The organism is Kocuria palustris (assembly GCF_016907795.1).
In the GTDB taxonomy this organism is placed as follows: Bacteria; Actinomycetota; Actinomycetes; order Actinomycetales; family Micrococcaceae; genus Kocuria; species Kocuria palustris.
Window position 1 is genome coordinate 526,034 of the sequence record NZ_JAFBCR010000001.1, and the last position, 24,390, is coordinate 550,423.

The 24,390-nt window shown below is 71.5% G+C and carries 21 protein-coding genes; 7 read left to right on the forward strand and 14 right to left on the reverse strand.

Going from position 1 to position 24,390, the window contains the following annotated elements; all coding sequences use genetic code 11:
• Positions 1-50 precede the first annotated feature (50 nt).
• The 6 genes from JOE55_RS02245 to dinB form a co-directional block, all read right to left on the reverse strand.
• A complete protein-coding gene (locus JOE55_RS02245; protein WP_204781881.1) occupies positions 51-1,904 on the reverse strand; it encodes a penicillin-binding transpeptidase domain-containing protein in 1,854 nt (617 codons plus the stop codon).
• Positions 1,901-2,719 carry a cell division protein FtsL gene (gene ftsL / locus JOE55_RS02250; RefSeq protein ID WP_204781882.1) on the reverse strand — a complete coding sequence of 273 codons (819 nt, stop codon included), beginning with the start codon at positions 2,717-2,719 and terminating at the stop codon, positions 1,901-1,903. The genes JOE55_RS02245 and ftsL overlap by 4 nt, the downstream gene beginning before the upstream one ends.
• Positions 2,716-3,705 (reverse strand): 16S rRNA (cytosine(1402)-N(4))-methyltransferase RsmH, encoded by a 990-nt coding sequence (gene rsmH / locus JOE55_RS02255; RefSeq protein ID WP_024290282.1) that lies wholly within the window; start codon positions 3,703-3,705, stop codon positions 2,716-2,718. The genes ftsL and rsmH overlap by 4 nt, the downstream gene beginning before the upstream one ends.
• Before the next feature lie 380 nt (positions 3,706-4,085).
• Positions 4,086-4,517 (reverse strand): division/cell wall cluster transcriptional repressor MraZ, encoded by a 432-nt coding sequence (gene mraZ / locus JOE55_RS02260; protein WP_024290281.1) that lies wholly within the window; start codon positions 4,515-4,517, stop codon positions 4,086-4,088.
• Between the two features lie 593 nt (positions 4,518-5,110).
• Positions 5,111-5,509, reverse strand: a complete 399-nt coding sequence (locus JOE55_RS02265) for a DUF3040 domain-containing protein (protein ID WP_204781883.1) — start codon at positions 5,507-5,509, stop codon at positions 5,111-5,113.
• Positions 5,510-5,630: 121 nt separating this feature from the next.
• A complete protein-coding gene (dinB, locus tag JOE55_RS02270; RefSeq protein WP_204781884.1) occupies positions 5,631-6,920 on the reverse strand; it encodes a DNA polymerase IV in 1,290 nt (429 codons plus the stop codon).
• Between the two features lie 135 nt (positions 6,921-7,055).
• On the opposite strand from dinB, the gene JOE55_RS02275 reads away from it, so the two are divergent.
• Positions 7,056-8,192 (forward strand): polyprenyl synthetase family protein, encoded by a 1,137-nt coding sequence (locus tag JOE55_RS02275; RefSeq protein ID WP_204781885.1) that lies wholly within the window; start codon positions 7,056-7,058, stop codon positions 8,190-8,192.
• Between the two features lie 111 nt (positions 8,193-8,303).
• On the opposite strand, the gene JOE55_RS02280 is transcribed toward JOE55_RS02275, so the two are convergent.
• The gene (locus tag JOE55_RS02280) at positions 8,304-8,687 is read right to left on the reverse strand and encodes an Rv2175c family DNA-binding protein (RefSeq protein WP_024290277.1); all 384 of its coding nucleotides are present in this window, start codon (positions 8,685-8,687) and stop codon (positions 8,304-8,306) included.
• A 150-nt stretch (positions 8,688-8,837) separates the two neighbouring features.
• On the opposite strand from JOE55_RS02280, the gene JOE55_RS02285 reads away from it, so the two are divergent.
• Entirely contained in the window at positions 8,838-9,992 is a 1,155-nt protein-coding gene (locus JOE55_RS02285) for a lytic transglycosylase (protein ID WP_204781886.1), read from the forward strand.
• A 94-nt stretch (positions 9,993-10,086) separates the two neighbouring features.
• Positions 10,087-12,435 carry a protein kinase domain-containing protein gene (locus tag JOE55_RS02290; RefSeq protein ID WP_204781887.1) on the forward strand — a complete coding sequence of 783 codons (2,349 nt, stop codon included), beginning with the start codon at positions 10,087-10,089 and terminating at the stop codon, positions 12,433-12,435.
• 79 nt (positions 12,436-12,514) lie between these two features.
• Here the strand turns inward: JOE55_RS02290 and JOE55_RS02295 are convergent, their stop codons facing one another.
• Both JOE55_RS02295 and JOE55_RS02300 read right to left on the reverse strand, forming a co-directional pair.
• Positions 12,515-13,876 carry a class II 3-deoxy-7-phosphoheptulonate synthase gene (locus JOE55_RS02295; protein WP_204783175.1) on the reverse strand — a complete coding sequence of 454 codons (1,362 nt, stop codon included), beginning with the start codon at positions 13,874-13,876 and terminating at the stop codon, positions 12,515-12,517.
• A gap of 210 nt (positions 13,877-14,086) precedes the next feature.
• Positions 14,087-14,791: a lysophospholipid acyltransferase family protein gene (locus tag JOE55_RS02300; RefSeq protein ID WP_204781888.1), complete on the reverse strand. Its 705-nt coding sequence runs from the start codon at positions 14,789-14,791 to the stop codon at positions 14,087-14,089.
• 196 nt (positions 14,792-14,987) lie between these two features.
• Between JOE55_RS02300 and JOE55_RS02305 the strand changes: the two genes are divergently transcribed.
• Genes JOE55_RS02305 through JOE55_RS02315 form a run of 3 tightly spaced genes read left to right on the forward strand, consistent with a single transcriptional unit; the run spans position 14,988 to position 18,947 of the window.
• A complete protein-coding gene (locus JOE55_RS02305; protein ID WP_204781889.1) occupies positions 14,988-15,464 on the forward strand; it encodes a hypothetical protein in 477 nt (158 codons plus the stop codon).
• Between the two features lie 57 nt (positions 15,465-15,521).
• On the forward strand, positions 15,522-17,579 hold the full coding sequence (locus JOE55_RS02310; RefSeq protein ID WP_420870973.1) for an AMP-dependent synthetase/ligase: 2,058 nt from the start codon (positions 15,522-15,524) through the stop codon (positions 17,577-17,579).
• A 9-nt stretch (positions 17,580-17,588) separates the two neighbouring features.
• Positions 17,589-18,947 carry an MFS transporter gene (locus tag JOE55_RS02315; protein WP_204781891.1) on the forward strand — a complete coding sequence of 453 codons (1,359 nt, stop codon included), beginning with the start codon at positions 17,589-17,591 and terminating at the stop codon, positions 18,945-18,947.
• A gap of 204 nt (positions 18,948-19,151) precedes the next feature.
• Here JOE55_RS02315 and JOE55_RS02320 read toward each other — a convergent pair whose 3' ends face one another.
• Entirely contained in the window at positions 19,152-20,606 is a 1,455-nt protein-coding gene (locus JOE55_RS02320; RefSeq protein WP_204781892.1) for a mycothione reductase, read from the reverse strand.
• Positions 20,607-20,746: 140 nt separating this feature from the next.
• Between JOE55_RS02320 and JOE55_RS02325 the strand changes: the two genes are divergently transcribed.
• On the forward strand, positions 20,747-21,556 hold the full coding sequence (locus JOE55_RS02325; RefSeq protein ID WP_204781893.1) for an AAA family ATPase: 810 nt from the start codon (positions 20,747-20,749) through the stop codon (positions 21,554-21,556).
• A gap of 168 nt (positions 21,557-21,724) precedes the next feature.
• On the opposite strand, the gene JOE55_RS02330 is transcribed toward JOE55_RS02325, so the two are convergent.
• From JOE55_RS02330 to JOE55_RS02345, 4 genes are all read right to left on the reverse strand, one after another.
• Positions 21,725-22,291: a MerR family transcriptional regulator gene (locus JOE55_RS02330; RefSeq protein ID WP_036307921.1), complete on the reverse strand. Its 567-nt coding sequence runs from the start codon at positions 22,289-22,291 to the stop codon at positions 21,725-21,727.
• Positions 22,292-22,458: 167 nt separating this feature from the next.
• Positions 22,459-22,998, reverse strand: a complete 540-nt coding sequence (locus JOE55_RS02335; protein WP_024290266.1) for a bifunctional nuclease family protein — start codon at positions 22,996-22,998, stop codon at positions 22,459-22,461.
• Between the two features lie 43 nt (positions 22,999-23,041).
• Positions 23,042-23,824, reverse strand: coding sequence for a transcriptional regulator FtsR (gene ftsR / locus JOE55_RS02340; protein WP_204781894.1), 783 nt, complete (start codon positions 23,822-23,824; stop codon positions 23,042-23,044).
• A 78-nt stretch (positions 23,825-23,902) separates the two neighbouring features.
• The gene (locus tag JOE55_RS02345; protein WP_024290264.1) at positions 23,903-24,361 is read right to left on the reverse strand and encodes an FHA domain-containing protein; all 459 of its coding nucleotides are present in this window, start codon (positions 24,359-24,361) and stop codon (positions 23,903-23,905) included.
• Positions 24,362-24,390: the final 29 nt, after the last annotated feature.

The window sequence follows — 24,390 nt, forward strand, 5'->3', positions numbered from 1 at the left end:
CTAGTCCGGCAACCGAAGCAGCAGGACGAGATCGACCGCGCGGCGTCCACTCAGGCGATGCCGGTCGGCGTGTCCGGCAGATTCTCGTTGCGGTCCTCGTCCTTCCCGTAGAACTTGGGCAGACCGACCGCGCCGCCGGTCGAGGGCTGCACGCCGTAGTGGCGCAGCACCTGGCCCATGATCTGCGAGAAGGCCGCCGACGCCCCGATCGCGGCGACGGCGCCCTGCGGCTTGTGGACGGTGGCGGCCACGACGAACTGCGGGTCCTCCATGGGACCGATGCCCGCGAACGAGGTCGTGTAGCCGTCGTAGCCGCCGTCGGCGCTGGCGGCCTCGGCCGTGCCGGACTTGCCGCCCACGCGGTAGCCGTCGGTGGCCGCATCCGGAGCACCGCCGACGGTGATCACGGACTCCATCATCTCGCGCAGCTGCTCGGCGGTCTGCGCGGAGAAGATCTGACGGCCCTCCGGGCGCTCGATCTCGGTGCGGGTGCCGTCGGGGTCGATGATCGCCTGGAGGAGGCGCGGCTCGATCTGCAGGCCGTCGTTGCCGACCGCCTGGAAGATCGTGGCGGTGCGCAGCGGCGACTGGGAGACTCCCTGCCCGAACAGCACCGTGTACTGCTGCCGGATGTCCCAGTCCTCCCACGCGGGGAGCAGCCCCGGGGACTCACCGGGCAGCTCGATGCCCGTGAGCTCGCCCACGCCGAACTTCTTCATCCAGTCGTAGCGGCCCTGCCGATCCAGGCGCGAGCCCACCAGCACGGTTCCGGTGTTCATGGAGTCGGCGATGATGCCCGCGAAGGTGCGGTCCTCGTCCCCGTGCTCGAAGGCGTCGGTGATCGTCTGCCCGTCGATCTCCAGCTCCGAGGGGACGGCGACCTCAGAGAGCTTGTCGGCGTTGCCCGTGTCGATCGCAGCGGCCGCCGTCAGGATCTTCTGGGTCGAGCCGGGCTCCACAGCCGAGGCCACGCTGCGCGGCTGGAAGTCGCCCTCGTCCTCGGTGCGCCCGGTGTCGTTGGGATCGACCATCGACGAATCCGCGAGCGCCAGCACCGCCCCGTCGGAGATCCGCATCACGATCGCCGTGCCCCACTCGGCGCTGAGCTCCTCCACGCGGCGGGCGATGGCCTGCTGGGCGTAGAACTGGACGTCGCGGTCCAGGGACAGCTCGATCGACGAGCCGTCCTGCGCGGCCGTCTCGTCCTGGGGCGCCACCGGGATGCGGACGCCGTCGGCGCCGATCTCGAAGCTGCGCTCGCCGTCGATGCCCCGCAGGTGCTCGTCCTGGGTCAGCTCGATGCCGCCGAGGGCCTCGCCCTCTCCCCCGACGAACCCGACGACGGAACCGGCCAGGGAGCCGTTGGGGTAGCTGCGCTGGGACACGGGCTCGCCCGTCACGTAGCCCACGCGCAGGTCCTCGATGCGGCTCCACTGCTCGGGGGTCGCGTCCCGGAACAGGTACTCGAAGTTCTTGCGCTCCCCCACCGGGACGTCCGCGTCCCCCTGCAGCTTGTCCTTGACCTCCTGATCCGGCATCCCCAGGATGTCGGCCAGGCTGCGGATCGCCTCCAGGACGGTGAGCTCCTCGGTCGACCCGTCCGGGTTCTGCACGATCAGGTCCTGCACGATCGTCTGATCCACCGCGATGTCGTAGCGCTGGATGCTGCGCGCCAGCACGGCGCCCGTGCGATCGAGGATCTCGCCGCGACGGGCCGGTATGACCTGGACGCGCAGACGACTGGCCTCGGCGCTGGCCGCCTGCCCGCGCAGATCCAGTCCCTGGACCCACACGAGCCGCAGCGCCAGCAGCACCAGGGCCAGCAGGCCGATCAGCAGGCCCACGAACTCGCGACGGCCCATGCCGCCTGCGCTGCCGCTGTCATCGCGCGTGCTGCCGCTCACTGATCTGCTCCTTCCTGTGCCGTGCCGCCCTGTGCGGTCCCGTCCTGCGCTGCGTCGTCGGCCGCGCCTGCTCCGGCGGCGTCTGCCGAGTCCGTCTGCGGGGTCTGCGCCGATCCGCTCAGCGGGGTGTGCCCTTCGGGGGCCTCGGGATTGCCGTCCCCGCTCGACTGCTCGTCCTGCGCTGCGTCGTCGGCCGAGCTGTCGCCGCGCTGCTGCGGTGCGGGGATCGTGCCGCCGTGCAGCTCGACGTCCGCCTCCGCCTTGCGAGCACTGTCGAGCTGGTCCTCCGCCTCGGACTCCGAGGAGGGCAGTGCATCGCGACGGGCGCGCTCTTCCTTCTGGGCCTGCTCGGCGGCCGAGGATCCCACCTGGATGGGCACCGGGATGGCCGTGTCGACCTCGTCGTCATCAGCCTTCGGAGCGGGCACGGCCTCCCCCGTCACCTCGCCGGTGCCCAGGTCGACCACGCCCTGCTCGGTCGGTGCGGGCACCAGGCCCTCCTCCTGGGCGCTGCGGGCCAGGTTCTGCGGAGCCTGATGGAACTCGAGGTCCTGGGTCAGCGACTCGTTCTCGAGCTCGAGGGCCTGCTCCTGGTTGCGCAGCTCGACCAGCCGGTACTGCCCGTCGGTGATCCGCACGTTCATCAGCAGGATCACCGCGAAGGTCCCGAGCACCGCCAGCACCGCCGCAGCGACCGGGAGCAGCCGCGACCACATGGCCCGACGGGACGCGCGCTGGCGGTCGGAGACCCTGGGACGACGACGCGGCAGGCGCAGCCGCCCGCCCCGTGCCGTCCTGCCCGCTGATGTGCTCATGAGTGCTTTCCGTGCCTGCTGTCCGATCTGATCCGCTCCGCGGCGCGCAGCCGCGCGGAGGCCGCTCGCGGGTTCTCCTCGATCTCTTCGGCCGTGGGCGTGTGCGTGCCGCGCGTGATCATGCGGAAGGTCGGCTTGTGCTCCTCCAGCTCGACCGGGAGGCCCTTGGGCGCCGAGGAGCGCGAGCGTCCGGCGAGCTCCTGCTTGACCATCTTGTCCTCGAGCGAGTGGTAGCTCATGGCAGCGACTCGCCCTCCGAGCCTGAGAGCATCCAGGGCGTTCGGCACAGCGCGGCTCAGGACCTCGAGCTCCTGGTTGACCTCGATGCGCAGCGCCTGGAAGGTCTGCTTGGCCGGGTGGCCCTTCTTGTGCAGGGCCGCCGCTGGCTTGGCGGCCCGGACGATCTCCACGAGCTCCCCGGTGGTCGTCAGCTCCCGCTGCTCGCGCGCCTGCACGATCCCGCGGGCGATGCGCTGGGCGAAGCGCTCCTCGCCCCAGTCGCGCAGGATCCGCCGCAGGTCCTGCTCCGAGTACTCCATGACGATGTCCCGGGCCGTGAGCTCGGCCGTGGAGTCCATGCGCATGTCCAGCGGAGCGTCATAGGAGTAGGCGAAGCCGCGCTCGCGCTCATCGAGCTGCATGGAGGAGACGCCGAGGTCGAAGAGGATGCCGTCGGCGGCCTCGAAGCCGGCCTGGGCGAGGGCGGGCTCGATCTGGTCGTAGGTGGTGTGGACCGGGAAGAAGCGATCGGCCCACGGCTCCAGGCGCCGCCCGGCCAGGCGCAGGGCCTGGGGGTCGCGGTCGATGCCCACCAGGCGGACGTCCGGGAAGCGGCGCAGGATGGCTTCGCTGTGCCCGCCCATGCCGAGCGTGGCGTCGATGACGACGGGGGTGGGGCCCTCCAGGGCCGGGGCCAGCAGGTCCAGGCAGGCTTCGAGCAGGACGGGGACGTGCCGGTCGCCGGCGGGGCGCTCGAGATCGTCCATGGCTCGTCCTCCTGGTGCTCGGCGATGCGCGCGGGGCGCGCCTCGTCCTGGTGCTCGTGCTGGCATCCCGACGACCGCCCACCCTATCGGGCGCAGCGGCAGGCCCCGTCGCGGCGGGGCCGGGGACGGCCATGACCCGCGCCACCACGGTGCGCCCGATCGGCGCACCGTGCGATCGGGCCCGCAACGACGACGAGCACCGCATCTGGCGCTCCAGGGCGAGAACCCCAACCGCTGACCATCCCTCGAATCCGGCCTGGCTCAGGGGAAGGTGAGTCAGGACGGTGATGGCAGTGCGGGTGGAGATCCCATCCGGGAGATCCCGATGCAGTGCTCGTGGCGCCGCGTCTGCGGTCCGCCTCTCGGCGGTCCAGGTCGTCTCAGAAGAGTCCGGGGATGACCTCCTCCTCGGTGTTCGAGAAGGCCGCCTCCTGCTCCTCCAGGTACTGCTGCCATGCCGCGGCGTCCCAGATCTCGGCCCGGGAGCCCGCACCGACGACGGCGAGCTCTCGATCCAGACCCGCGTACTGACGCAGCGGCACAGGGACGGTCACCCGACCCTGCTTGTCCGGCACCTCGTCCGAGGCACCCGAGAGGAACACGCGGATGTAGTCGCGAGCCTGCTTGGAGGACAGCGGGGCCGCCCTCATCTGCTCGTGCACCCTCTCGAACTCAGCTGCGCTGAAGACGTAGAGGCACCGCTCCTGGCCTCTGGTGAGGACCAGTCCGTCCGCCAGCTCCTCGCGGAACTTGGCCGGAAGGATCAGCCGCCCCTTCTCGTCCAAGCGGGGGGAGTGCGTTCCGAGGAACATGCCCACCGCCGTTCGGACCCGGAGACTTCTGAGACTTCTGATTCGCTCTCGTGACCCCCACTTTACTCCACCTTCCTCCACCGTCAATCACGGTCGGTGGTTCCAGGCGCGTTTCGAGGCGATTCCGAGGAGGTCCTGCCCACAGGATCAGCCGCGTTCGCCCTTGTCATTGCGGGGTGGAGGCGACCTGGGAGGCGAAGTGGGGCGATGGGGAGGGAATTTCTCCGACCGCTGCCGGAGCCTTCGCCCTTCGCGTGGTCACGCGACAGGCCCACGGACCGCCGCCGCGCTGATCGGGTACGGAGATCCCCATGATCACGGGGATCCGCCGGCTTCTCAGCGCCGCCTCGAGGTAGCCGGCGTTGACCGTGGAGGGAAGTGGTGCGTCCTCGGGGAGAGGAGTTGGGAGCAAAGTGGAGGCCGTCCGCAGTCCTCGCTCATGCTCGCGAGGAGTCGCCGGTGCGAACCATCGACGCGCGAAGACCGGCGCACGAGACTCCTCGCGGGCGGGGGCGGAGCAAGGCGGCACCCGGGCATGACGAAGGCCCCCGTCCTGACGGAGCGGGGGCCTCGTTGATGTCGGTGCGGTGGGATCAGCTGCCGTTGCGGCGCTCGTCCCAGCGGTTCTCGAGATTGCGCATGAAGCTGGACTCCGGCTTCTTGGCAGCGGCCGGCTTGGCCTTGGCACCGCCGCGGGAAGAGCTCGATTCCCCCGCCTCCTTGGCGCCCGAGGAGCGGGTGGAGGCCCAGTAGACGCCGAACGACATGATCAGGAAGCCGAGGACGCCCACCAGGATCGAGTCCAGGGCCACACCTCCGACCACGATGCCCAGGCCGACCACGCCGATCACGGCTCCGAGCACGAGCGCGCGCGTGGAGAACGTGGGCTTCACGGGTCGTGAGTCCATCTGGCTCACGAACCTCGGATCCTCCGCATTGAGCTGCTGCTCCAGCTGAGCCAGCAGCTGCTGCTCGCGCTCCGAAAGGGCCACGACGTCCCTCCTGGGGGGTCTGCTTCAAAGTTCAGGGACACGTGCCGCGTCCCTGCGGTTGCTCCAGTCTACCCGCAAGGCCCCTTGCGGAGCACCCGGTCGTCACATGACGATCCGCCGCTCATCTGCGCGGCTGCGACCGGGCCCGCCCAGCGCCTCCCGGCGCAGGATCATCGCGGTGGCCGGCGCGCAGCTCGCTGCGCCCCACCGTGCCGCGCGGAGGCCTCAGCATGGAGGCCTGCCCCAGGACGGCGCCGCCGAATCGCTCGCGCGCCCGGTCCATGGCCGACTCGGCGGCGGCCCACTCCTCCTCGCGGCCGTCGATGCTCAGCTGCATGGCGGAATCGGCGTCCTCGAGGGACTCGGCGCGCACTCCGATCAGACGCACGGCGCTGGGCAGCGGCAGCTCCGCCGTCAGCAGCTCCTCGGCATGCGTGTAGAGGTCGTGCCCGGAGGTGAAGGGATGGCTCACCGTCCGCGAGCGAGAGATGGTGGTGAAGTCCTCCCACCGCAGCTTCAGTCCCACCCGCCGGGCCCGTAGCCTGTGGCGGCGCAGTCGCGCGGCGGTGCGATGGGACAGCCCGAGCAGCTCGCGGCGCAGGGCGTCGATGTCGCTGACGTCGGTCTGGAAGGTCTGCTCCGCCCCCAGGCTCTTCTCCTCGCGCTCCGGAGTCACCGGGCGGGGATCCACGCCGTGGGCCAGCGCATGCAGGTGCGCACCCGCAGCCGGGCCGACGACGCGGGCCAGCTGCTGCGGCGTGCGCTGTGCGATCTCCCCCACGGTGCGGATCCCCGAGCGCTGCAGCGCCTCCTCCGTGCGCCTGCCGACGCCCCACAGCGCCCCGACGGGCAGCTCCGCCATGAACGCCACGGTGTCCTCGGCGCGCACGAGCAGCAGTCCGTCCGGCTTGGAGCGGGTGGAGGCGATCTTGGCGACGGTCTTGGTGGCGCCGATGCCCACCGAGGCGGTCAGCCCCGTCTCCCGATGGATGCGGGCGCGCAGCTGCCGAGCGATGTGCACCGGCGAGCCCAGCCTGCGGATGGCTCCGGAGACGTCCAGGAAGGCCTCGTCCACGCTGATCTGCTCCACCAGGTGCGTGAGGTCGTGGAACATGGCCATCACCTGCTCGGAGTAGCCCGGGTAGTCCGCATACGACGGATCCAGCAGGATCCCCTGCGGGCACATGGCTCGGGCGCGGGAGACCGGCATGCCGGAGCGCACCCCGAAGGCGCGCGCCTCGTAGGAGGCGGACAGGACCACCGAGCGCCCGGAGTCCCGGGCCACGATCACCGGCTTGCCCACCAGATCCGGGCGCTCCAGCAGCCCGACGGCCACGAAGAACATGTCGAGATCGACGTGCATGATGGCCGCGCTTCGCCACTGCTCGAGCTGCTCGCCGCTCATGCTCATCCCCTCTCCTGAAGAAGCCGCTGCGAATGATCGCGGACCGGGTGCTGGTCCGCCGTCCGGAAGGCCGCGGGCTACCCTGACCGGAGGCGCTGTCCCACCGGCCGCGCCGCGAGAACCGCCACCGTCAGGAGCCCCTTGACCGACCCCAGCTTCGCACCCGACTCCGACAGCTCGAGCCCCGAGCTCTCACGCGTGGCGGCCGCCGAGTCCGAGGCCTTCCGCTACGACGTCGACGCCGTCCTGCAGTCCTGGTTCCAGGACCAGCGCACCGTGGCCGACGGCATCTCCGAGGCAGCCGGCCCCATGGTCGAAGCCATCGCCGGGCTGTCCACGGGCGGCAAGCGCACCCGCGCCCAGCTGCTCTACTGGAGCTGGCGGGCAGCCGGCGGAGACGCGGACTCCCGCATCCCGCGCCTGGCAGGAGCCGGGATCGAGCTCTTCCAGACGGCCGCTCTGATCCACGACGACATCATCGACCGCTCGGCGACCCGTCGCGGCATGCGCTCGATCCACGTCCTGTTCGCCGATCGCCACCGCGACAGCGGCTGGAGCCAGGACAGCGCGCACTTCGGCACCTCTGCCGCCGTCCTCGCAGGCGATCTGGCGCTGACCTGGTCGGAGCAGATCTTCGGCGAGGCCGTCGCGCTGGCCGGGCACCCCGCCGGCGCTGCCGCGGACTTCACGCGCATGCGCACCGAGGTGATGCTCGGGCAGTACCTGGACATCCACGCGGAGGTCGCCGCGCAGACCCTCCCGCCGGACAAGGCCATCGAGCGCGCCTTCGAGGTGCTGCGCTACAAGTCGGCCAAGTACTCGGCGGAGCACCCGGCGGCCCTGGGGGCCCTGCTGGCGGCGGCGCCGTCGTCGTTCGTGGAGGCGTGCCGCGGATTCGCCCTGCCGCTGGGCGAGGCCTTCCAGATCCGGGACGACGTCCTGGGCGTGTTCGGCGATCCGGTCACCACGGGCAAGCCGGCCGGCGACGATCTGCGCGAGGGCAAGCGCACCGTGCTGATCGGGCAGCATCTGCGCGACGCCGAGCCGCGGGACGCGCAGCTCGTGGCCCGGGCCCTGGGCAATCAGTCGCTCGACGACGCTCAGATCGAGGGCCTGAGGGAAGCCCTGCGCCGCAGCGGCGCCCTCCAGCGCACCGAGCAGATCGTGGACGAGCTGTCGCAGCGCACCGAGCAGGCTCTGGCGCAGATGCGGATCGAGGACCTGCCGCGGGCCGGTCTGCAGCAGATGGCCGACGCCCTGGTCCGCCGCTCCCGCTGACCGGGAGGCCGCCCGGGGCCGAAGCCGCCGCTTCCGGACGCAGCTGAGCCTGGCAGACGAGCGCCCGCCCCCGATCGGGGACGGGCGCTCGTGCGCGTCACGGCGCCGCCGTCACCAGTCCAGGGTCTGCGCCCGACGACGGATCTCGGCCTTGCGCCCGGCGCGCAGGAAGTCGATGGGCCGACCCGGCAGGGACTCGTCCTCGGTGAACAGCCAGGTCACGGCCTCCAGGTCGGTGTAGAGGTTGTCCCGCAGCACGGTCATGGTCCCGCGCAGCGCATCGATCGGCTGGCCGTCCATGAGGAACTCCGCCGGGATGCGGCGGACGCCGTCGCGGGGGTCGCGGAAGGCCACGAGCGTGCCGTCCTCGGCCATGGAGTGCACGCGGGTCACGATCATCCCGGTGGATTCGGCCACGTCCGGGAACGTGGTCCACTCGCCGACCAGGGCGTCGAGGGCCTCGAACTGCTCGAGGGTGGGCTGCGCGGGATTCATCTCAGACTTCTTCACGGATCCAGGGTGCCACGAACCGCCGTGATGCGCCGCCACCGATGCCCCGGTGCAGGCACCGGGTACCCTGCAGGCAGCAGCGCTTCAGCACTTCCCCCTGATCAGCGCATCTCCCAGCCCGAGGTCTTCGCCAGCATGCAGCACACCCCTCAGGATCCCCGCCCCCAGGACTCGGATCCGGCCCCCAGCGGCTCGCGCGCCCGCCGCTCCGCCGCGGCACTGGCCGCGCTGGCCGTGTTCGGCGCCTCCGGGACGCCCGCGGCCCACGCGGTGGGCCAGCCGGGGGGCGCGGCCCCGGATGAGCGCCCCGAGGCCGTCGACGGCCCCGCGCGCACCGTCCAGCCCGGCGACAGCATCTGGTCGGTGGCCACGGCCAACGGCCTGTCGGTCGAGGACCTCATGGAGTGGAACGGGCTGTCCGGCGATGCCTCGCTGGCCCCGGGCGACACCCTGCGCCTGTCTGCTCCGGCGAAGGAGGCCTCCTCCGCCAAGGCCGATGACTCCCCCAAGTCCGGTGACGAAGCCACCCGCGTCCAGGACCCCGCCGCCCCGGCAGCCGCCGCAGAGGCCGCGCCGAGCAGCACCGAGCACCGCGTAGCAGCGGGTGAGAGCCTGTGGGCGATCTCGCAGCGCCACGACATCATGGTCCAGGCCCTGATCGAGGCCAACGACCTGGACGTCGCCGCCCCGCTGCGCGAGGGCGAGACGCTGCAGATCCCCGCAGCCGAGGCGGCACCTGCCGTGCAGGACGACGCGGCCCCGGTCGCAGCCCCCGCCGAAGCCGCCGAGGCCCCGCGGATCCGCGACGACTTCCCCGGCTACGACTACGACGAGGAGACCCTGGCCTCCGCGCAGAGCCATCTCGATCAGCTCTACGAGCGCCCGTCGCCCTCGGCCGAGGAGATGCAGCGTCTGGTGCGCACCACCGCTCAGGAGATGGGCGTGGATCCGGCCCTGGCCCTGGCCCATGCCGAGCAGGAGTCGGGCTTCGTGCACCGCAGCGTCTCACCGGCCGATGCCGTGGGCACCATGCAGGTGCTGCCGTCGTCAGGCGAGTGGGCCTCCGCCCTGGTGGGGCGCGATCTCGACCTGCTGGACCCCCAGGACAATGTCGCGGCGGGCGTGGCCATCATCCGCGCGAACCAGCGCTCGGCGGAGGATCTCGACCGCGGGATCGCGTCGTACTACCAGGGCGCCTACGGCGTCGAGGAGTACGGGATGTACGACGACACGAAGACCTACGTCCACCAGGTGAAGGCCCGGATCTCGGCCTGGACGCACCTGCGCTGAGCCCGCCCGGACACAGGTCCCGAGGGCGTCACGATCGCAACCACGCCCGTCGTCATCCAGCCGCAGTCCAGTCCGCTCCCCTACTGTGGGGCTCGTGCACAAGCCCGTGGATGATCATCTGACCGGCTCGGTCCTGGAAGGCCGGTACACCGTCGGACCGCGCCTGGCGCGCGGCGGCACCGGCGGTGTGTATCGCGCTGTCGATCAGCGACTGGAGCGCACCGTCGCCGTCAAGATCCTGCACGCGCACCTGACGGAGGACCCCTCGTTCGTCGAGCGCTTCGCCCGGGAGGCCCGTGCGGCCGCTCGCCTGTCGCACCCGAACGTGGTCGCGGTGCTGGATCAGGGCCGCACCGATGACGGCCATGTCTTCCTGGTCATGGAGTACGTGGAGGGCGGGACCCTGCGCGACGTCCTGCGCCGCAAGGAGTTCCTGCGCCCCGGCGAGGCGCTGACCATCCTCTCCTCGGTGGCCGCCGGGCTCTCGGCGGCGCATCAGGCTGGGCTGATCCACCGCGACATCAAGCCCGAGAACGTGCTCATGCGCCCGGACGGCACGGTGAAGGTCGCCGACTTCGGCCTCTCCCGCGCCGCCGATCAGCACACCACCTCCGGGGCCGTGCTCGGCACGGTGGCCTATGCCTCCCCCGAGCTGGTCACCGAGCGGCGTCTCGACGCCCGCTCCGATCTGTACTCGCTGGGCATCATGGCCTGGGAGATGCTCACCGGCCGCCGCCCCTTCGACGGCAGCCCGTGGACGATCGCCCGCGCCCACGCCGAGAAGACCGTTCCCTCCCTGCTCGAAGCGGTCCCCGGGATCGATCGCCAGCTCGCCGAGGCCGTGGCCGGCTGGACCGCCAAGGACCCGCAGCATCGCCCGTCGGACGGCGCTGAGCTGCTGGCCTCGATCGGCGAGCTGCGTCGCGAGCTGAGCCTCGATGCCCTGGACCACCTCCCGGAGGGCTGGGAGCAGGGACCGGGTCCGGCCGCGCCGCGGCCCGAGGATCCGGGGGCCACGACCCTGCCCAGCACCGCCCCGGCCACCGGGCCGATCGATCTGGAGGCCGTGGACGAGCTGCGCCGAGGAGGCTCGAGCGCAGCCCCGGTCTCCGATCAGCAGGACGGCACGGCGGAGGCCTCCCCCGACGGCTGCGCTCACGCCCCCGAGACCGCCGACGGCGAGATCCCGCCGACCACGCAGGTGCTGCGCGTTCCGCTGGGCGCCGAGGGCGGGCGGGGCCTGGAGTCGGAGGATCCCGTCGACGAGGCCCCCACCGAGGCCATGCCAGGACCGGGCTCCGGCGCGGAGGGTCCCGATGCGCCCACGGACGCCATGCCGCGCTTCGCCGAGGCATCATCGGACTCCGCGTCCGCCGGATCCGCCCCGACCGAGGCGCTGCCCCGCTGGCAGGGGGCTTCCGCCGACCAGGATGACGATCAGCGCACCTCGGTGCTGCCGCCCATGCGCAGCGGCGCCGGTGCAGCGGGTGCCGCCGGCATCGCAGGGACAGCCGTCGCAGGCGCGGCGGCAGCTGCCGCGGCCCCCCGCACCGGCTCGACCGCCGTGGGTGCCGCAGGAGCTGGGACGGCGCTCGGTGCCTCGGTGGATCCGAACCTGCAGCGCAGGGGCCTCAGCGTGGACCGGCTGGCCGCCTTCGACGAGCCTTCGGACTCGGACGGCGAGACGGCCGAGCAGGAGACCGAGCCGCGTCGCGGTCGGTTGCACGAGTCGGCGCCGGTGGACCCGTCCAAGCCCACGGTGCGGCTGCAGCAGACCCCTCCGCTGAAGGCGGCCGTCGCCGTGGCCCTCGCCGCGCTGCTCGTGGCGCTGGCCGGCTTCCTGGGATGGCTGCTGGGCTCCGGCAGCTTCCGCACCGCAGTGGTCCCGGAGGTCGTGGGCACCACCCAGCCGCTGGCCGTGGACGCGGTGGAGACCGAGGGCTTCTCCAACGTCACGGTGCACGAGGAGCCCAGCACGGAGGTCCCGGCGGGCAGCGTCATCGAGTCCTCGCCCGCCGCGGGCACGGAGACCCGAGTGGGCGAGCAGATCGTGCTGACGGTCTCCACCGGACCCGAGCAGGTCGAGATCCCCGCGGTCGAGGGCATGTCGCAGTCCGATGCCGAATCGCAGCTGAGCTCCGCCGGCCTCGACGTCGGCACCGTCTCCGAGCAGTTCGACGACTCGGAGGAGGGCAGCGTCGTCTCCGCGTCGCCCTCCCCCGGCGCCAGGGTCGAGGAGGGCAGCACCGTGGACCTGGTCGTCTCCGCCGGCGCCGAGCCCGAGGAAGTGCCGCGCGTGGTCGGCAGCAATGCCGATGACGCCCGCGAGCAGCTCGAGGACCTCGGCTTCACGGTCGAGATCGAGGAGGTCGCCGGTGCGAACCTCAACCGCGTCGTCACCCAGAGCCAGGACGGCACGACGATCACACTGCGCGTCATCTGAACCGGCAGTGCCTCAGCGCACGGACGAAGGGCCCGGCTCCTGCAGGAGCCGGGCCCTTCGTCGTCAGCGGATCAGCGGATCAGCTCTGCTCTCCGGAGAGGTAGCTGGAGACCAGGAACGCGACCTCGAGGGACTGCATGTGGTTCAGGCGCGGATCGCACAGCGACTCGTAGCGATCGGCGAAGTGCGCCTCCTCGATCGCATCCGCCCCGCCCAGGCACTCGGCGACGTCGTCGCCGGTCATCTCCACGTGGATTCCGCCGGGGTGCGAGCCGATGGCGCGGTGCACCTCGAAGAAGCCGTTGATCTCGTCAATGACGTCGTCGAAGTTGCGGGTCTTGAACCCCGACGGCGTGGAGACCGTGTTGCCGTGCATGGGGTCGGTGACCCACACGACCTTGGCCCCGGAGTCCTGGACCGCCTGCACGACCGGGGGCAGCGCCTCGCGGATGCTCTTGGCGCCCATGCGGGTGATGAACGTCAGGCGGCCGGGCTCGCGGTTCGGGTCGAGCTTGTCGATCAGGCGCAGCGCGTCCTCGCCGGTGGTCTTGGGCCCGAGCTTCACGCCGATGGGGTTCTCCAGGCGCGAGAGCAGGTCCACGTGGGCGTCGTCGATCCCGCGGGTGCGCTCCCCGATCCACAGGAAGTGCCCCGACGTGCCGTAGGGCCGGTGGGTGCGGGAGTCGATGCGGGTCAGGGCGCGCTCGTAGTCGAGCACCAGCGCCTCGTGGCCGGTGAACAGCTCTGTCGTGGACAGGGCGTCGAAGTCGGCGCCGCAGGCCGCCATGAACTTCACGGCGCGGTCGATCTCCTTGGCGAGCTTCTCGTAGCGGGCGTGGGCCGGGTTGGAGGCGAAGCCCATGTTCCACGAGTGGACGTGGCGCAGATCGGCGAAGCCGCCGCCGGTGAAGGCCCGGATCAGGTTCAGCGTGGACGCGGAGGTGTGGTAGCCGCGAAGCATCCGCTCGGGGTTGTGGGCGCGGGACTCGGCGGTGAAGTCGAATCCGTTGACCATCTCGCCGCGGAAGCTCGGAAGCGTGACGTCGCCGCGGGTCTCGTCGTTCGAGGAGCGCGGCTTGGAGAACTGACCGGCCATGCGCCCCATCTTCACGACGGGCATGGAGGCGCCGTAGGTGAGCACGGCGGCCATCTGCAGCAGCGTCTTCACCCGCGCGGAGATGCGGTCGGCGGTGGCGCCCTCGAAGGTCTCGGCGCAGTCGCCGCCCTGCAGCAGGAAGGCTCGGCCCTCGGCCACCTCGGCCAGGCGGCGCTTGAGGGTGTCGACCTCGCCGGCGAAGACCAGGGGAGGCACGGTGTTCAGCTCTCCCATGACGCGCTCGAACTCGGGGTGCTGAGCCCAGTCCGGCTGCTGGTCGGCGCTGAGGCTGCGCCAGTCGTCCAGGCCCTGATAGTCCTTCGTGCTCGGCTTGGGGCCGGGCAGGAAGGGGGTGGGCTGGTCGGCGGACAGCGGCTGGGTCACGGTGATCGTCCCTCGTCTAGATCAGGTCGGCGGCGGCCCGGGCTTGCGCGGGTGCGGCAAGGACAGCCGGACAGGCGCCAGCAGCGTGGCTGCAGGGCACCGCACCGACTGCGGCCACCGCAGGCAACGCTATCGCAGGGCGGGAGATTCCCTGTGATCGGGGTCCCCTGCTCAGGAGGCCCCGCGCTCGACGTCGCGGCGGGCGTCGGCGGCGTAGACGTCCACGTACTCCTGGTGGGACAGCTCCTGGATCGCCTGAATGATGCGGTCGGAGATCTCCCGGGCGGCCACGCGGTCGCCGGTGCGGCCCTTGTACTCGGAGAAGTCCAGCGGCTCGCCGAAGATCGTCTTCACGCGCTTGCCCTTCTGCCGCCATGGAGCGGGGAAGGGCGTGCCCAGGGGCTGGACGACGTCCGTGTTGATCATGGCGATCGGGATGACCGGTGCGCCGGACTCCATGACCAGGCGGGCCACACCGATCTTGGCGCGGTACAGGCGGCCGTCGTGGGAGCGCGTGCCCTCCGGGTAGATGCCGAGCAGCTCGCCCTCGGCCAGCTTGCGACCGCCGGCCGACAGGGAGGCCGCGGACTTGCGCCCGCCGGAGCGGTCCATGGGGATCTGGTTGATCGCGCGGAAGAACGCGGCGATCGCCCGGCCCTTGAACGTGCGGCCCGTGAAGTAGTCGGACTTCGCCAGGAAGAAGATCTGCCGCTGCACCGCGATCGGCATGAAGATGTGATCTGCGGCGGAGAGGTGGTTGCTCGCCAGGATCGCCGCCCCCTGGTCCGGGACGTGGTGGGCGCCTTCGACCTCCGGCCGGAAGGCGGCGTTGACCAGCGGGGTCACGATCCAGTCCTTCAGGAACATGTAGACCATGGCGTATTGCACTCCTCGTGGCCCGGTTCGCGGGCATCGTGGCTGGATCTGGAACGGCCCGTGCGCGGTGCTTGACGGACCCCTGCAGCGGCGGTGAGCCCCGCCGCGCAGTGATTGTCGCATGAAGGACAGCCGTGCGAGCGGTCGGCGCGCACCCGATGGGGATCGGGCGCGCAGACAGTGAGAGGATGACGCCATGACCCCGCCCGAGCGAGATCCGGACAGCGACGCCCGCGCCTGGGACGACCTCGTCCGCCGGCTCCAGGAAGACGACGCCCCCGCCGACAGCGCGGCTGCCGAGGCAGCCCCGGCCCACGGCGCGCCCGTTGAGGAGGTCCGCAGCCACGAGGCTCCGATCGAGCTCGAGGACCGGGCCCGCGGACCCCGCGACTTCGAGCTGGCTCCGGAGACGGACGAGCCGGAGCTCCTCGACGACGACTGGCAGCCGCAGGACCCCGGGCCGGTGACGGCAGGCATGCGCCCGGGCACGATCATGGCCTGGGCCGTGCTGCTCGGCGTCGCCGCAGCGCTGCTGGTCCTGGGGTTCCTGCTCGGCGGCCTCCCCTGGTGGCTGTGGGTCCCCGGTCTGGCGCTGATCCTCGGTAGCCTGGTCTCGCTGTTCCAGGCTCTGCCCGAGGATCGCAGCGACTACGACGACGGCGCCCAGGTCTGATCCGCGGCACTTGACTCCCCCATCGACGAGATCACGAACGCGCACGAGCCCAGGAGGATGACCTTGACCATCGAAGCCGAGCCCGCCGTCGTCGCCGAGCTGCAGGCCCAGCGGATCACGGACCTGCTCGTCCAGCGCGCGGACTCCCCGCAGGACCCGGTGCTCTACGAGCGCCTCCACGCGCACGGATCCGTCGAGGTGACCGCGAGCGCCTTCCGCGACGAGGTCCGGGCCGTGGCCAAGGGACTGGTGGCGGCGGGGATCGAGCCCGGCGATCGCGTCGGCATCCTCTCGCGCACCCGCTACGAGTGGACACTGGTCGACTTCGCGATCTGGTGGGCCGGTGCGGTGCCGGTCCCGGTCTACGACTCCTCGTCGCCGGATCAGATCGCGTGGAATCTGGGCGATTCGCAGGCCCGCGCGGTCTTCGTGGAGGACGAGCGGCTCGAGGCCGCTGTCCGACAGGCCGCGGACGATCTGGCGGCGGGCAGCCTCCACGGCTTCGACGACGCTCCCGAGCTGGGCTCGAAGCTGAGCGCCGCCGAGCGGATCTGGCGCCTGGACGGCACCGGCGAGGACCTCTCGCGGCTGATCGGTCTGGGAGCCGCCGTCGAGGACGACGAGCTCGAGCGGCGACGCACCAGCCGCGGGCTCGACGACACCGCCACGATCATCTACACCTCCGGCACCACCGGCCCGCCCAAGGGCTGCGAGCTCACGCACCGCAGCTTCGTGTTCCTGTGCGAGAACCTGCGTCCGTTCCTGCCCGAGGTCGTCCGCCCCGGCTCCCGCACCGTGCTGTTCCTGCCGCTGGCCCACGTGTTCGCCCGCATGGTCCAGGTGATCTCGGTCCACGGCGGCGTCACCCTGAGCCACACCCCGGATGTGAAGTCGCTGATGAGCGACCTGCAGCGCGTGCAGCCCACGTTCCTGCTGGCCGTGCCCCGGGTGTTCGAGAAGATCATGACCAGCGCTCGGCTCAAGGCCGAGGGCGGAGGGAGGTTGCGCGCCGGGATCTTCCAGCGCGCCGTCGAGGACGCGGAGGCCTTCTCCCGTCAGCGTCAGGACGGCCGCGTCTCCCCCGCGCTGAAGCTGCGCCACCGGCTCTGGGACCGCCTGGTCTACGCGCCGCTGCGCGATGCCATGGGCGGGCGCGTGCACTGGGCGATCTCCGGCGGCGCGGCCCTGGGCGAGGAGCTCGCCCACACCCTGGCCGGCATGGGGATCTTCGTGGTCGAGGGCTACGGCCTGACCGAGACCACCGCCCCGGTGGCCGCGAACACTCCGCGCACCGCCGCGCTGGGCACCGTCGGGCGGCCCCTGCCCGGGCATGAGATGCGCCTGGGCGAGGACGGCGAGATCGAGGTCCGCGGGCCCCATGTGCTCGCCCGCTACCACGGCCGCCCCGACCTCACCGAGAAGGCGCTGCACGACGGCTGGTTCGCCACCGGAGACCTCGGAGTCTTCGACGAGCGCGGCATGCTGCGGATCACCGGGCGCAAGAAGGAGATCCTGGTGACGGCCGCCGGCAAGAACGTGATCCCCGATGTCCTCGAAGGCCCCATCCGCACCGCGGCGATCGTCAGCCAGTGCATGGTCATCGGCGACGGCCGACGGTTCATCGCCGCTCTGATCACCCTGGACGCGGAGCTGCTGCCGCAGTGCCTGCGCGCGCTCGGCCTGGACCCGTCCATGACTGCCGCGCAGGCCTCCGAGCATCCCGCGGTGATCGAGCACGTGCAGGAGATCGTGGACTTCGCCAACCGCCGCGTCTCCCGGGCCGAGGGAATCAGCGCGTTCCAGATCCTGCCCGTCGACTTCACACCGGCTTCGGGGCACCTCACGCCCTCGCTGAAGCTGCGCCGCGCGGTGATCCTGCAGGACTTCGCCGAGCAGATCGAGGAGATCTACTCCCGGCCCGCTCCGGCCCCTCGCCAGGAGATGACGCGCGAGCGCGCCGCCCAGCTGCGCGAGGAGCTGCGCGGTCTGCGAGAGCGCGTCCGGGAGTCGTCGGAGGCCTCCCTCGAGCGGCTGCGCGAGCTGCGGCTCGGCTCCCAGGAGGTCGAGGACGACGGCGCTGGTCAGCGCCGTGGGGAGGGTCCGCAGGGCGGCTAGGCTGGGCCGATGCCCTCGCCCGCCGGATCCTTCCTCAGCCCAGAGCGTCTTCGGCGGGCCCGTCTGGGCGCGGCCCTGCTGTTCCTGGTCAATGGAGCGGTCTTCGCCAATCTCCTGCCGCGCCTGCCGCAGATCAAGGACGCCTTCGAGCTGTCGAACTCGGTCTACGGCTTCGTGGTGATCGCCTTCCCGCTGGGGTCGCTGCTGGCAGGCACGGCACCGGCTCCCATCATGCGGCGATGGGGCTCGGGGCGCACTGCGGTCATGGGCTCCGTGGCCATCGCACTCATGATCCTGCTCGCCGGCGTCTCCGGAGGAATCGGCGGCGGCCTGCTGGTGCTGCTGGCCTACATCGTGCCCCTGATGCTCGCAGGCATGCTCGATGCCATCACCGACACCGCTCAGAATGCGCAGGCCCTGGACGTCCAGCGCGCCATGGGCCGCTCGATCCTCAACTCCATGCACGCCCTGTGGAGTCTCGGCTCCGTGATCGGCGGGCTGATGGGCACGGCTGCCCTGGCGCTGCAGGTGCCCCTGGCCCTGCATCTGACGATCAGCGGCATCCTCTTCTCCGCCGTGGCGGTCTTCGCCGGGACCCGGGTGCTCACCATGGAGGAGGTCGCCCGGGTGCGACCTATCGCCGAGTCGTCCGCGCAGCAGGACGCCTCGTCGGCGGACGGCCCCGAGCCGGCCCAGGACCTGCCCGGGCTGTCCGAGCAGGACGCGCCGGGGGTGGCGGCTGCCGCACACGAGCCGTCATCGGGGGCGGCCTCGGCTGCGACGGCGTCGCCGGGCAGCGCCGGGCCCGCCCGCCGCGCGGTGCTGATGCTGCTGCTGATCTCGGTCGTGTCGATCACCGGCGTGATGGTCGAGGATCTGGGGCAGAACTGGTCGGCCCTGTACCTGAGCCAGGTCCTGGAGGCCTCGGCCACGATGGCCGGGCTGGGCCTGGTGGCGCTGATGTGCGCCCAGTTCATCGGCCGCCTGCTGGGCGATCGCATGGTCGATCGGCTGGGGCACGTGACCATGGCGCGCCTGGGGGCAGTGGGGATCGCGGCCGGCCTGGGCCTGGTCGTCGCCGCTCCGGCACCGGCTGCTGCCGTGGCCGGGTTCTTCCTGGCCGGGCTGGGCTCGGCCACGCTGGTGCCCTCCGCCTACCACGCCGCCGATCTGGTCCCCGGCCTGCGCCCTGGAACCGGTCTGGCGGTCGTGAGCTGGCTGATGCGCGGGGCGTTCCTGTCGCTGTCGCCGTTCGTTGGCGTCGTGTCGGATGCGCTCGGCCTGCGTCTGGCCTCCCTGGTGATCCCGGTGGCGGCGGTGCTCGCCGTGCTCGCGGCGGGCCACCTCCGCCAGCACGCCCGCACCTGACCCGTCAGACCCCGCCGAATCGACGCTTCGATGCCGCACAAGGCCCCGAAGCGCGCACGCAGGCGTCGACTCGGCCTGCCCCGCTGGGGACCGGGACGTGCGGGGAACCGGACTGCCACACGTAAGGGATGGGCGGTGGCCCCCTCCGCAGACGTCAAGCGAAGCAGTCAAGGGAGGGGGCCACCGCCCATCCAGTCCAGCAGATCAGTGCTCGAGCGCCACTGCCTCGTCGACGTCGACATCCAGCCCGAGCAGCGCGTTCTCCACGACCTCCGCCAGAGCCGGGTGGATCCAGTACTGGCCGCGGGCCATCGAGGAGACGTCGAGCCCGAAGCTCATGGCCTGGATCAGCGGCTGGATCAGCGACGACGAGGACTCCCCGATCAGGTGCGCGCCCAGCAGCTGGCCGGTGGACCGGTCGGCGATCAGCTTGCACAGCCCGTAGCGGTCCTCCATGGCCCAGCCGTAGGCCACGTCGCCGAACTCCTGGGTCTTCACGGCGATCTCGGTGCCGTTCTCGGCCGCCCAGGTCCGCGCCTGGTGCTCGGTCATGCCCACGGAGGCGATCTGCGGATGCGTGAACACCGCAGACGGCACGAAGCGGTGGTCGCTGCGCAGCAGGGACTCCGGGTGCAGGAGGTTGTGGGCGACCACCCGGGCCTCGTGGTTGGCCACGTGCTTGAGCTGCCAGGGGCTGCAGATATCGCCCAGCGCCCAGACGCCCTCGACCACCTCGCCCGTGGGCGACAGGACCCGCTGGAATTCGTCGACCTGCAGCAGATGCGTGCGCTCGTCGACCCCCAAGCCACCGGCGGCTGGGTCGAGCAGGTCGGTCGCGGGGCGTCGGCCAGTGGCCAGCAGGACGATGTCCGCGACGTCCTCGCGCACCTCGCCCGCCGGTGCGGAGCCGTCGCCGCTGGCGATCGAGCGGACGGTGACGGTGCCGTCGCCGTTGTCGACGATGGCCTCGATGCCCTGGTGCAGGGCCAGGTCCCACTGCTCGGAGGCCGCGGCGGTGAAGCGCTCGACGATCTCGGCGTCATGGGCGCGCAGCAGCCTCCCGGAGCGGTTGAGCTGCACGACCGAGGAGCCCAGTCCGTGGAAGATGTGCGCGAACTCCGCGGCGATGAACCCGCCGCCGACCACTACCACGCGCTGCGGCAGGTCGTCGATGCGCATCACGGTGTCCGAGGTGTGCACCTGCGGAAGGTCCTCGCCGGGCACCCCCGGGGTGGTGACGTGCGAGCCGGAGGCGATCACGATCTGATCCGCCGTGAGCTGCTCGCCCGAGGCCGTCATCAGCGTCTTGGGACCGGTGAAGCGGACCATCTCCTGGAACACGGTGACATTCTCCAGCGACTGCCGGTAGGCCAGCCCGCCCACGGAGATCGCGTCGATCCGCCCGAAGATGCGGTCCCGGATCTCGCGCCAGCGCACGTCCTGGATCGAGACAGAGACGCCCAGCCGGTCCAGCTCGCGCGCCGACTCGGAGATCTCCGCAGGGTAGACGTACATCTTGGTGGGGATGCAGCCCACGTTGATGCAGGTTCCGCCGAAGATCCCGCCGTCGATGAGCGCGACGTCCAGACCTTCGTAGGCCTCCGAGAGGATCGTGTTGCCCGAGCCCGAGCCGATGATGATGATGTCGAAGCGTCGCATGGCCCCCACTGTATCGGCGCGGCGGCGCGCTGCCGCCCTGCCGGTCCGGCGGCCCTCGCTGGGTACCATGAGGGCGCCCGCCTGTTCCCCCACATGGAGCATCCCCAGAGGCGGAGGCACCGACGTCGGAGGATCCCACTGTGCAGATCGTGAGCATCTCGAGCCTCAAGGGCGGGGTCGGCAAGTCCTCCGTGGCCCTCGGCCTGGCCTCGGCGGCCATGGACGACGGCCATCGTGCCCTCGTGGTCGATCTCGATCCGCACGCTGATGCCACCACCGGCCTCGGCGCCGTCGCCAGCAGCTCTGCGGATGCGGGCTCGGTGCTCAACGGCCGCGTGGCCCGCTCCGGCGCCCGTGCCGCCGCCGTGCCCTCGGCGTGGATCGAGCGCGAGCACGCGGCCGCCCGGGACACCGGCAGGACCTCCTCGGCCCGCCTGGACGTGCTGCCGGGGTCGTCGAGCTCCTCGCGCCTGGACCGCTCGACCTTCCGCGGCAAGGACCTGGATCGGCTCTCCCGCGCCCTCGAGGGGCTGGACACGGACTACGACCTGGTGCTGGTGGACTGCCCGCCGAACCTCAACGCCCTGACCCGGCTGGCCTGGGCTGCCTCGGACAAGGTGCTCACCGTCGCGGAGCCGTCGCTGTTCTCCGTGGCCGGCGCGCAGCGCACCATGACGGCGATCGGTCAGTTCGAGACCAGCTCCAAGCGCGCCGTGCCCTCGGCCTCCGTGCTGGTCAACAAGGTGGCCGAGGACGATCCCGAGCATCAGCATCGCGTGGCAGAGCTGCAGGAGCTGTTCGGCGCCCTGCTGGTCTCTCAGGTCATCCCCGATCGCCCCGTGTGGCATCGCGCGCAGGGCGCTGCCTGGCCGATCCACCGCTGGCCGGGCGCCGATGCCGCGGACATGGCAGCGCGCTTCACCTCGATCCTGAGGGGCCTGCTGGACTGAGCCGTCTGGTTCCGCGCCGCCGAGCCGGGGGCGCTCCATGAGCCGGAAGTGACGAAGAGACCGCTCGAAGAATCGGCGGTCGAGAAACGGCTACCCGATGCGGACGGTCGGAGTCAGATCGGGCCGTCGGCTCGGCGGACGGACCGGATCAGGCGCTGAGGCCCGGGATCAGCTGACGTTCTGCTGGCGGCGCGCACGCCGGGCGGAGAGCTCGTCGCCGGGAAACTCCCCGGCCTCGGCATCTCCGTTGGCCGGGGGCATTCCGGCCAGGGAACCCTCGACCTCGCGCCAGACGCGGCCCACGGCGATCCCGAAGACGCCCTGCCCACCCTGGACGAGATCGATGACCTCCTCCTGGGAGGTGCACTCGTAGACCGAGGCGCCGTCGCTCATGAGCGTCAGGCGGGCCAGATCCTCCACGCCGCGCTCCTGCAGCGCGTGGACAGCCGAGCGGATCTGCTGCAGCGAGACGCCGGTGTCCAGCAGGCGCTTGACGATCTTGAGCACGACGATGTCGCGGAAACTGTAGAGGCGCTGCGTGCCGGAGCCCTTGGCGCTGCGCACCGTGGGCTCTACGAGCTCGGTGCGCGCCCAGTAGTCGAGCTGACGGTAGGTGATGCCGGCGATCTTGCAGGCGGTGGCGCCGCGATAGCCGACGGTGTCGTCGAGGGCCTGGCGCTCGTCGTCGAAGAGCACGCCCTGGGTGCCGCCGGTCAGAGACGTGAAGATCGGCAGGAGGGGGTCCTCGGAGAGGAGCTCGTCCGGGAAACCGGCGGAGAGGTGCTCGACGTGGTCGGTGTCCTTCACGCGCGTCCTCCCTTCCTGTGCTGCCGATGACGTCCCGCGGCAGGTGCCGGAGGCGGAAGCGGGCCCGACGGACTCGCTTCCGGAAAGTCTACCCGTCAGCCCTGGAAATCCTCGGGATCCACCGTGTCCAGGAAGTCGCGGAAGCGCCGGACCTGCCGGTCGGCCTCCTCGGGGCCCGCAGAATCGCCGTCGCCGGGCGCCGCTTCCCCGGGTTCGCGCAGCTCGCCGTCGCCCGTCATGATCAGCCCGGCCTGCTCCAGCACCGACGACGCGCACAGCACCGGGCACTCGACGCGCACCGCCAGCGCGATGGCATCCGAGGCCCGGGAGTCCACCACGGTGCCGTCGTCGAAGACCAGCGCGGCGTGGAAGACCGTGTCCTCGACCATGTGCACGCGCACCCGCTCGAGGCTGCGGCCGAAGGAGGCGGCGACCGACAGCAGCAGATCGTGAGTCAGCGGGCGGGGCGGCTCGATGCCCTGCACGGCGAACACGATCGAGGTGGCCTCGGAGCTGCCCACCCAGATCGGCAGGAATCGGCTGCCGCTGGATTCGCGCAGCACCACGACGGGCTGTGCGGAGGGCAGGTCCATGCGCACCCCGTCGATCTCCATGAGGTGGTCCTCCTGGGCCATGGCGGTCCTTTCCGAATCATTCGCAGCCGGCTGCGGTGCCGCCTCAGCCCTGCGACGGCTCCTCGGGGGCGATCCCCCGCTGCAGCTGCTCGAGGCGGCTGGATACGAGCGCGGCGTGCATTGACAGGCACAGCCCGGCGATCTCCTCGGCGCGCTGGGCGGCTCGGCGCGCCGACTCCTGGGTGCGCCGGGTCGCCTCGGTGGCCACGGCCTGCTCCACGAGCCCGGTCTCCCGGTCGGCGGCCTGCCTGAGGGTGCGCAGGTGCCGCGGCTCCACGCCGAAGGCCTGCAGCTCGCGGGCGGCGGCCGCCACGGCGATGTCGTGGCTGTCGAAGTGGCCCTCGCCGTCGCGGATCAGCCCGAAGTTCAGCAGCTCCCGCACCAGCGCCACGCCGGCACCGGAGCGCCGGCACAGCTCGCGCATGGTCAGGGAGTGCTCGCTGCGGCGGCTGAGCATGGGCCCCGACGACGGCACATCCGACTGCTGCTGCTCCGAGCTCTCGGCAGGCTCACTGTCCTTCGAGGCGACCGGTGCGGCAGGCTCCTGGAAGTCCAGCAGCCGCCCGGCCTCGGCGAGCTCGCGGATGACCTTCAGCGGCATGTAGTGCTCGCGCTGCAGTCGCAGCACCGCCTGCAGGCGCTCGAGGTCCTGGGCGCTGTACTTGCGATAGCCCGAGGCGGTGCGCTCGGGGTGCACGAGCCCCTGATCCTCGAGGAAGCGGATCTTGGAGGCGGTGATGCCGGGGAAGTCCGACTCGAGCGCACGCAGCAGCGGGCCGATGCTGACGCGGCGGACGGGCCGGTCGGCGGCGGGCTGATCGCTCACGGGCGTCCTCCCTTCAACGGATGCGACTGACTGCGTCGAGGACGACGCGCGCGGCAGGCTCCTGGTGCGGCCAGCGGCTCAGGCGCCCTGACCGGCGGTGCGAGCGGAGCTGTAGTAGACGAAGGTGAACTTGCCGATGCGCACCTCGTCGCCGCTGTTCAGGCGCACGGAGTCCACGCGGTCGCCGTTGACGTAGGTCCCGTTGAGCGAGCCCTGGTCGACGAGCTCGAAGCCGTTCTCCCGGCGCAGGAAGCCGGCGTGCTTGCGCGAGACGGTGACGTCGTCCAGGAAGACGTCCGAGCTGGGGTGGCGGCCAGCGGAGACCTCATCGGTGTCCAGTAGGAAGCGGGAGGCGCGGGCACCGTTCTCCACCGTCTCCACCAGGATCGCGGTGCGGGGAGGCAGGGCCTCGACGGCGGCGCGCTCCTCGGCGGTCAGGCGGCGGTTGGCCTCCCGCGACAGGACCTCCGTGACGACCTGGATGGTGGTGGTCTCAGGGCCAGCGGAGGGGGCGGTGCTCTCGGACGGCGTGCTCATGGCTTCCGTGCTCCTCGGTAGAAGTCGTG

Bases quoted from the DNA above. Each gene is read 5' to 3' on its own strand.
- JOE55_RS02285 (WP_204781886.1), top strand. From the start codon at position 8,838: ATGCAGCACACCCCTCAGGATCCCCGCCCCCAGGACTCGGATCCGGCC.
- JOE55_RS02320 (WP_204781892.1), bottom strand. From the start codon at position 20,606: ATGCGACGCTTCGACATCATCATCATCGGCTCGGGCTCGGGCAACACG.
- JOE55_RS02310 (WP_420870973.1), top strand. From the start codon at position 15,522: ATGACCTTGACCATCGAAGCCGAGCCCGCCGTCGTCGCCGAGCTGCAG.
- mraZ (WP_024290281.1), bottom strand. From the start codon at position 4,517: ATGTTCCTCGGAACGCACTCCCCCCGCTTGGACGAGAAGGGGCGGCTG.
- JOE55_RS02305 (WP_204781889.1), top strand. From the start codon at position 14,988: ATGACCCCGCCCGAGCGAGATCCGGACAGCGACGCCCGCGCCTGGGAC.
- JOE55_RS02315 (WP_204781891.1), top strand. From the start codon at position 17,589: ATGCCCTCGCCCGCCGGATCCTTCCTCAGCCCAGAGCGTCTTCGGCGG.
- JOE55_RS02280 (WP_024290277.1), bottom strand. From the start codon at position 8,687: ATGAATCCCGCGCAGCCCACCCTCGAGCAGTTCGAGGCCCTCGACGCC.
- dinB (WP_204781884.1), bottom strand. From the start codon at position 6,920: ATGAGCATGAGCGGCGAGCAGCTCGAGCAGTGGCGAAGCGCGGCCATC.
- rsmH (WP_024290282.1), bottom strand. From the start codon at position 3,705: ATGGACGATCTCGAGCGCCCCGCCGGCGACCGGCACGTCCCCGTCCTG.
- ftsL (WP_204781882.1), bottom strand. From the start codon at position 2,719: ATGAGCACATCAGCGGGCAGGACGGCACGGGGCGGGCGGCTGCGCCTG.
- JOE55_RS02300 (WP_204781888.1), bottom strand. From the start codon at position 14,791: ATGGTCTACATGTTCCTGAAGGACTGGATCGTGACCCCGCTGGTCAAC.
- JOE55_RS02335 (WP_024290266.1), bottom strand. From the start codon at position 22,998: ATGGCCCAGGAGGACCACCTCATGGAGATCGACGGGGTGCGCATGGAC.
- JOE55_RS02345 (WP_024290264.1), bottom strand. From the start codon at position 24,361: ATGAGCACGCCGTCCGAGAGCACCGCCCCCTCCGCTGGCCCTGAGACC.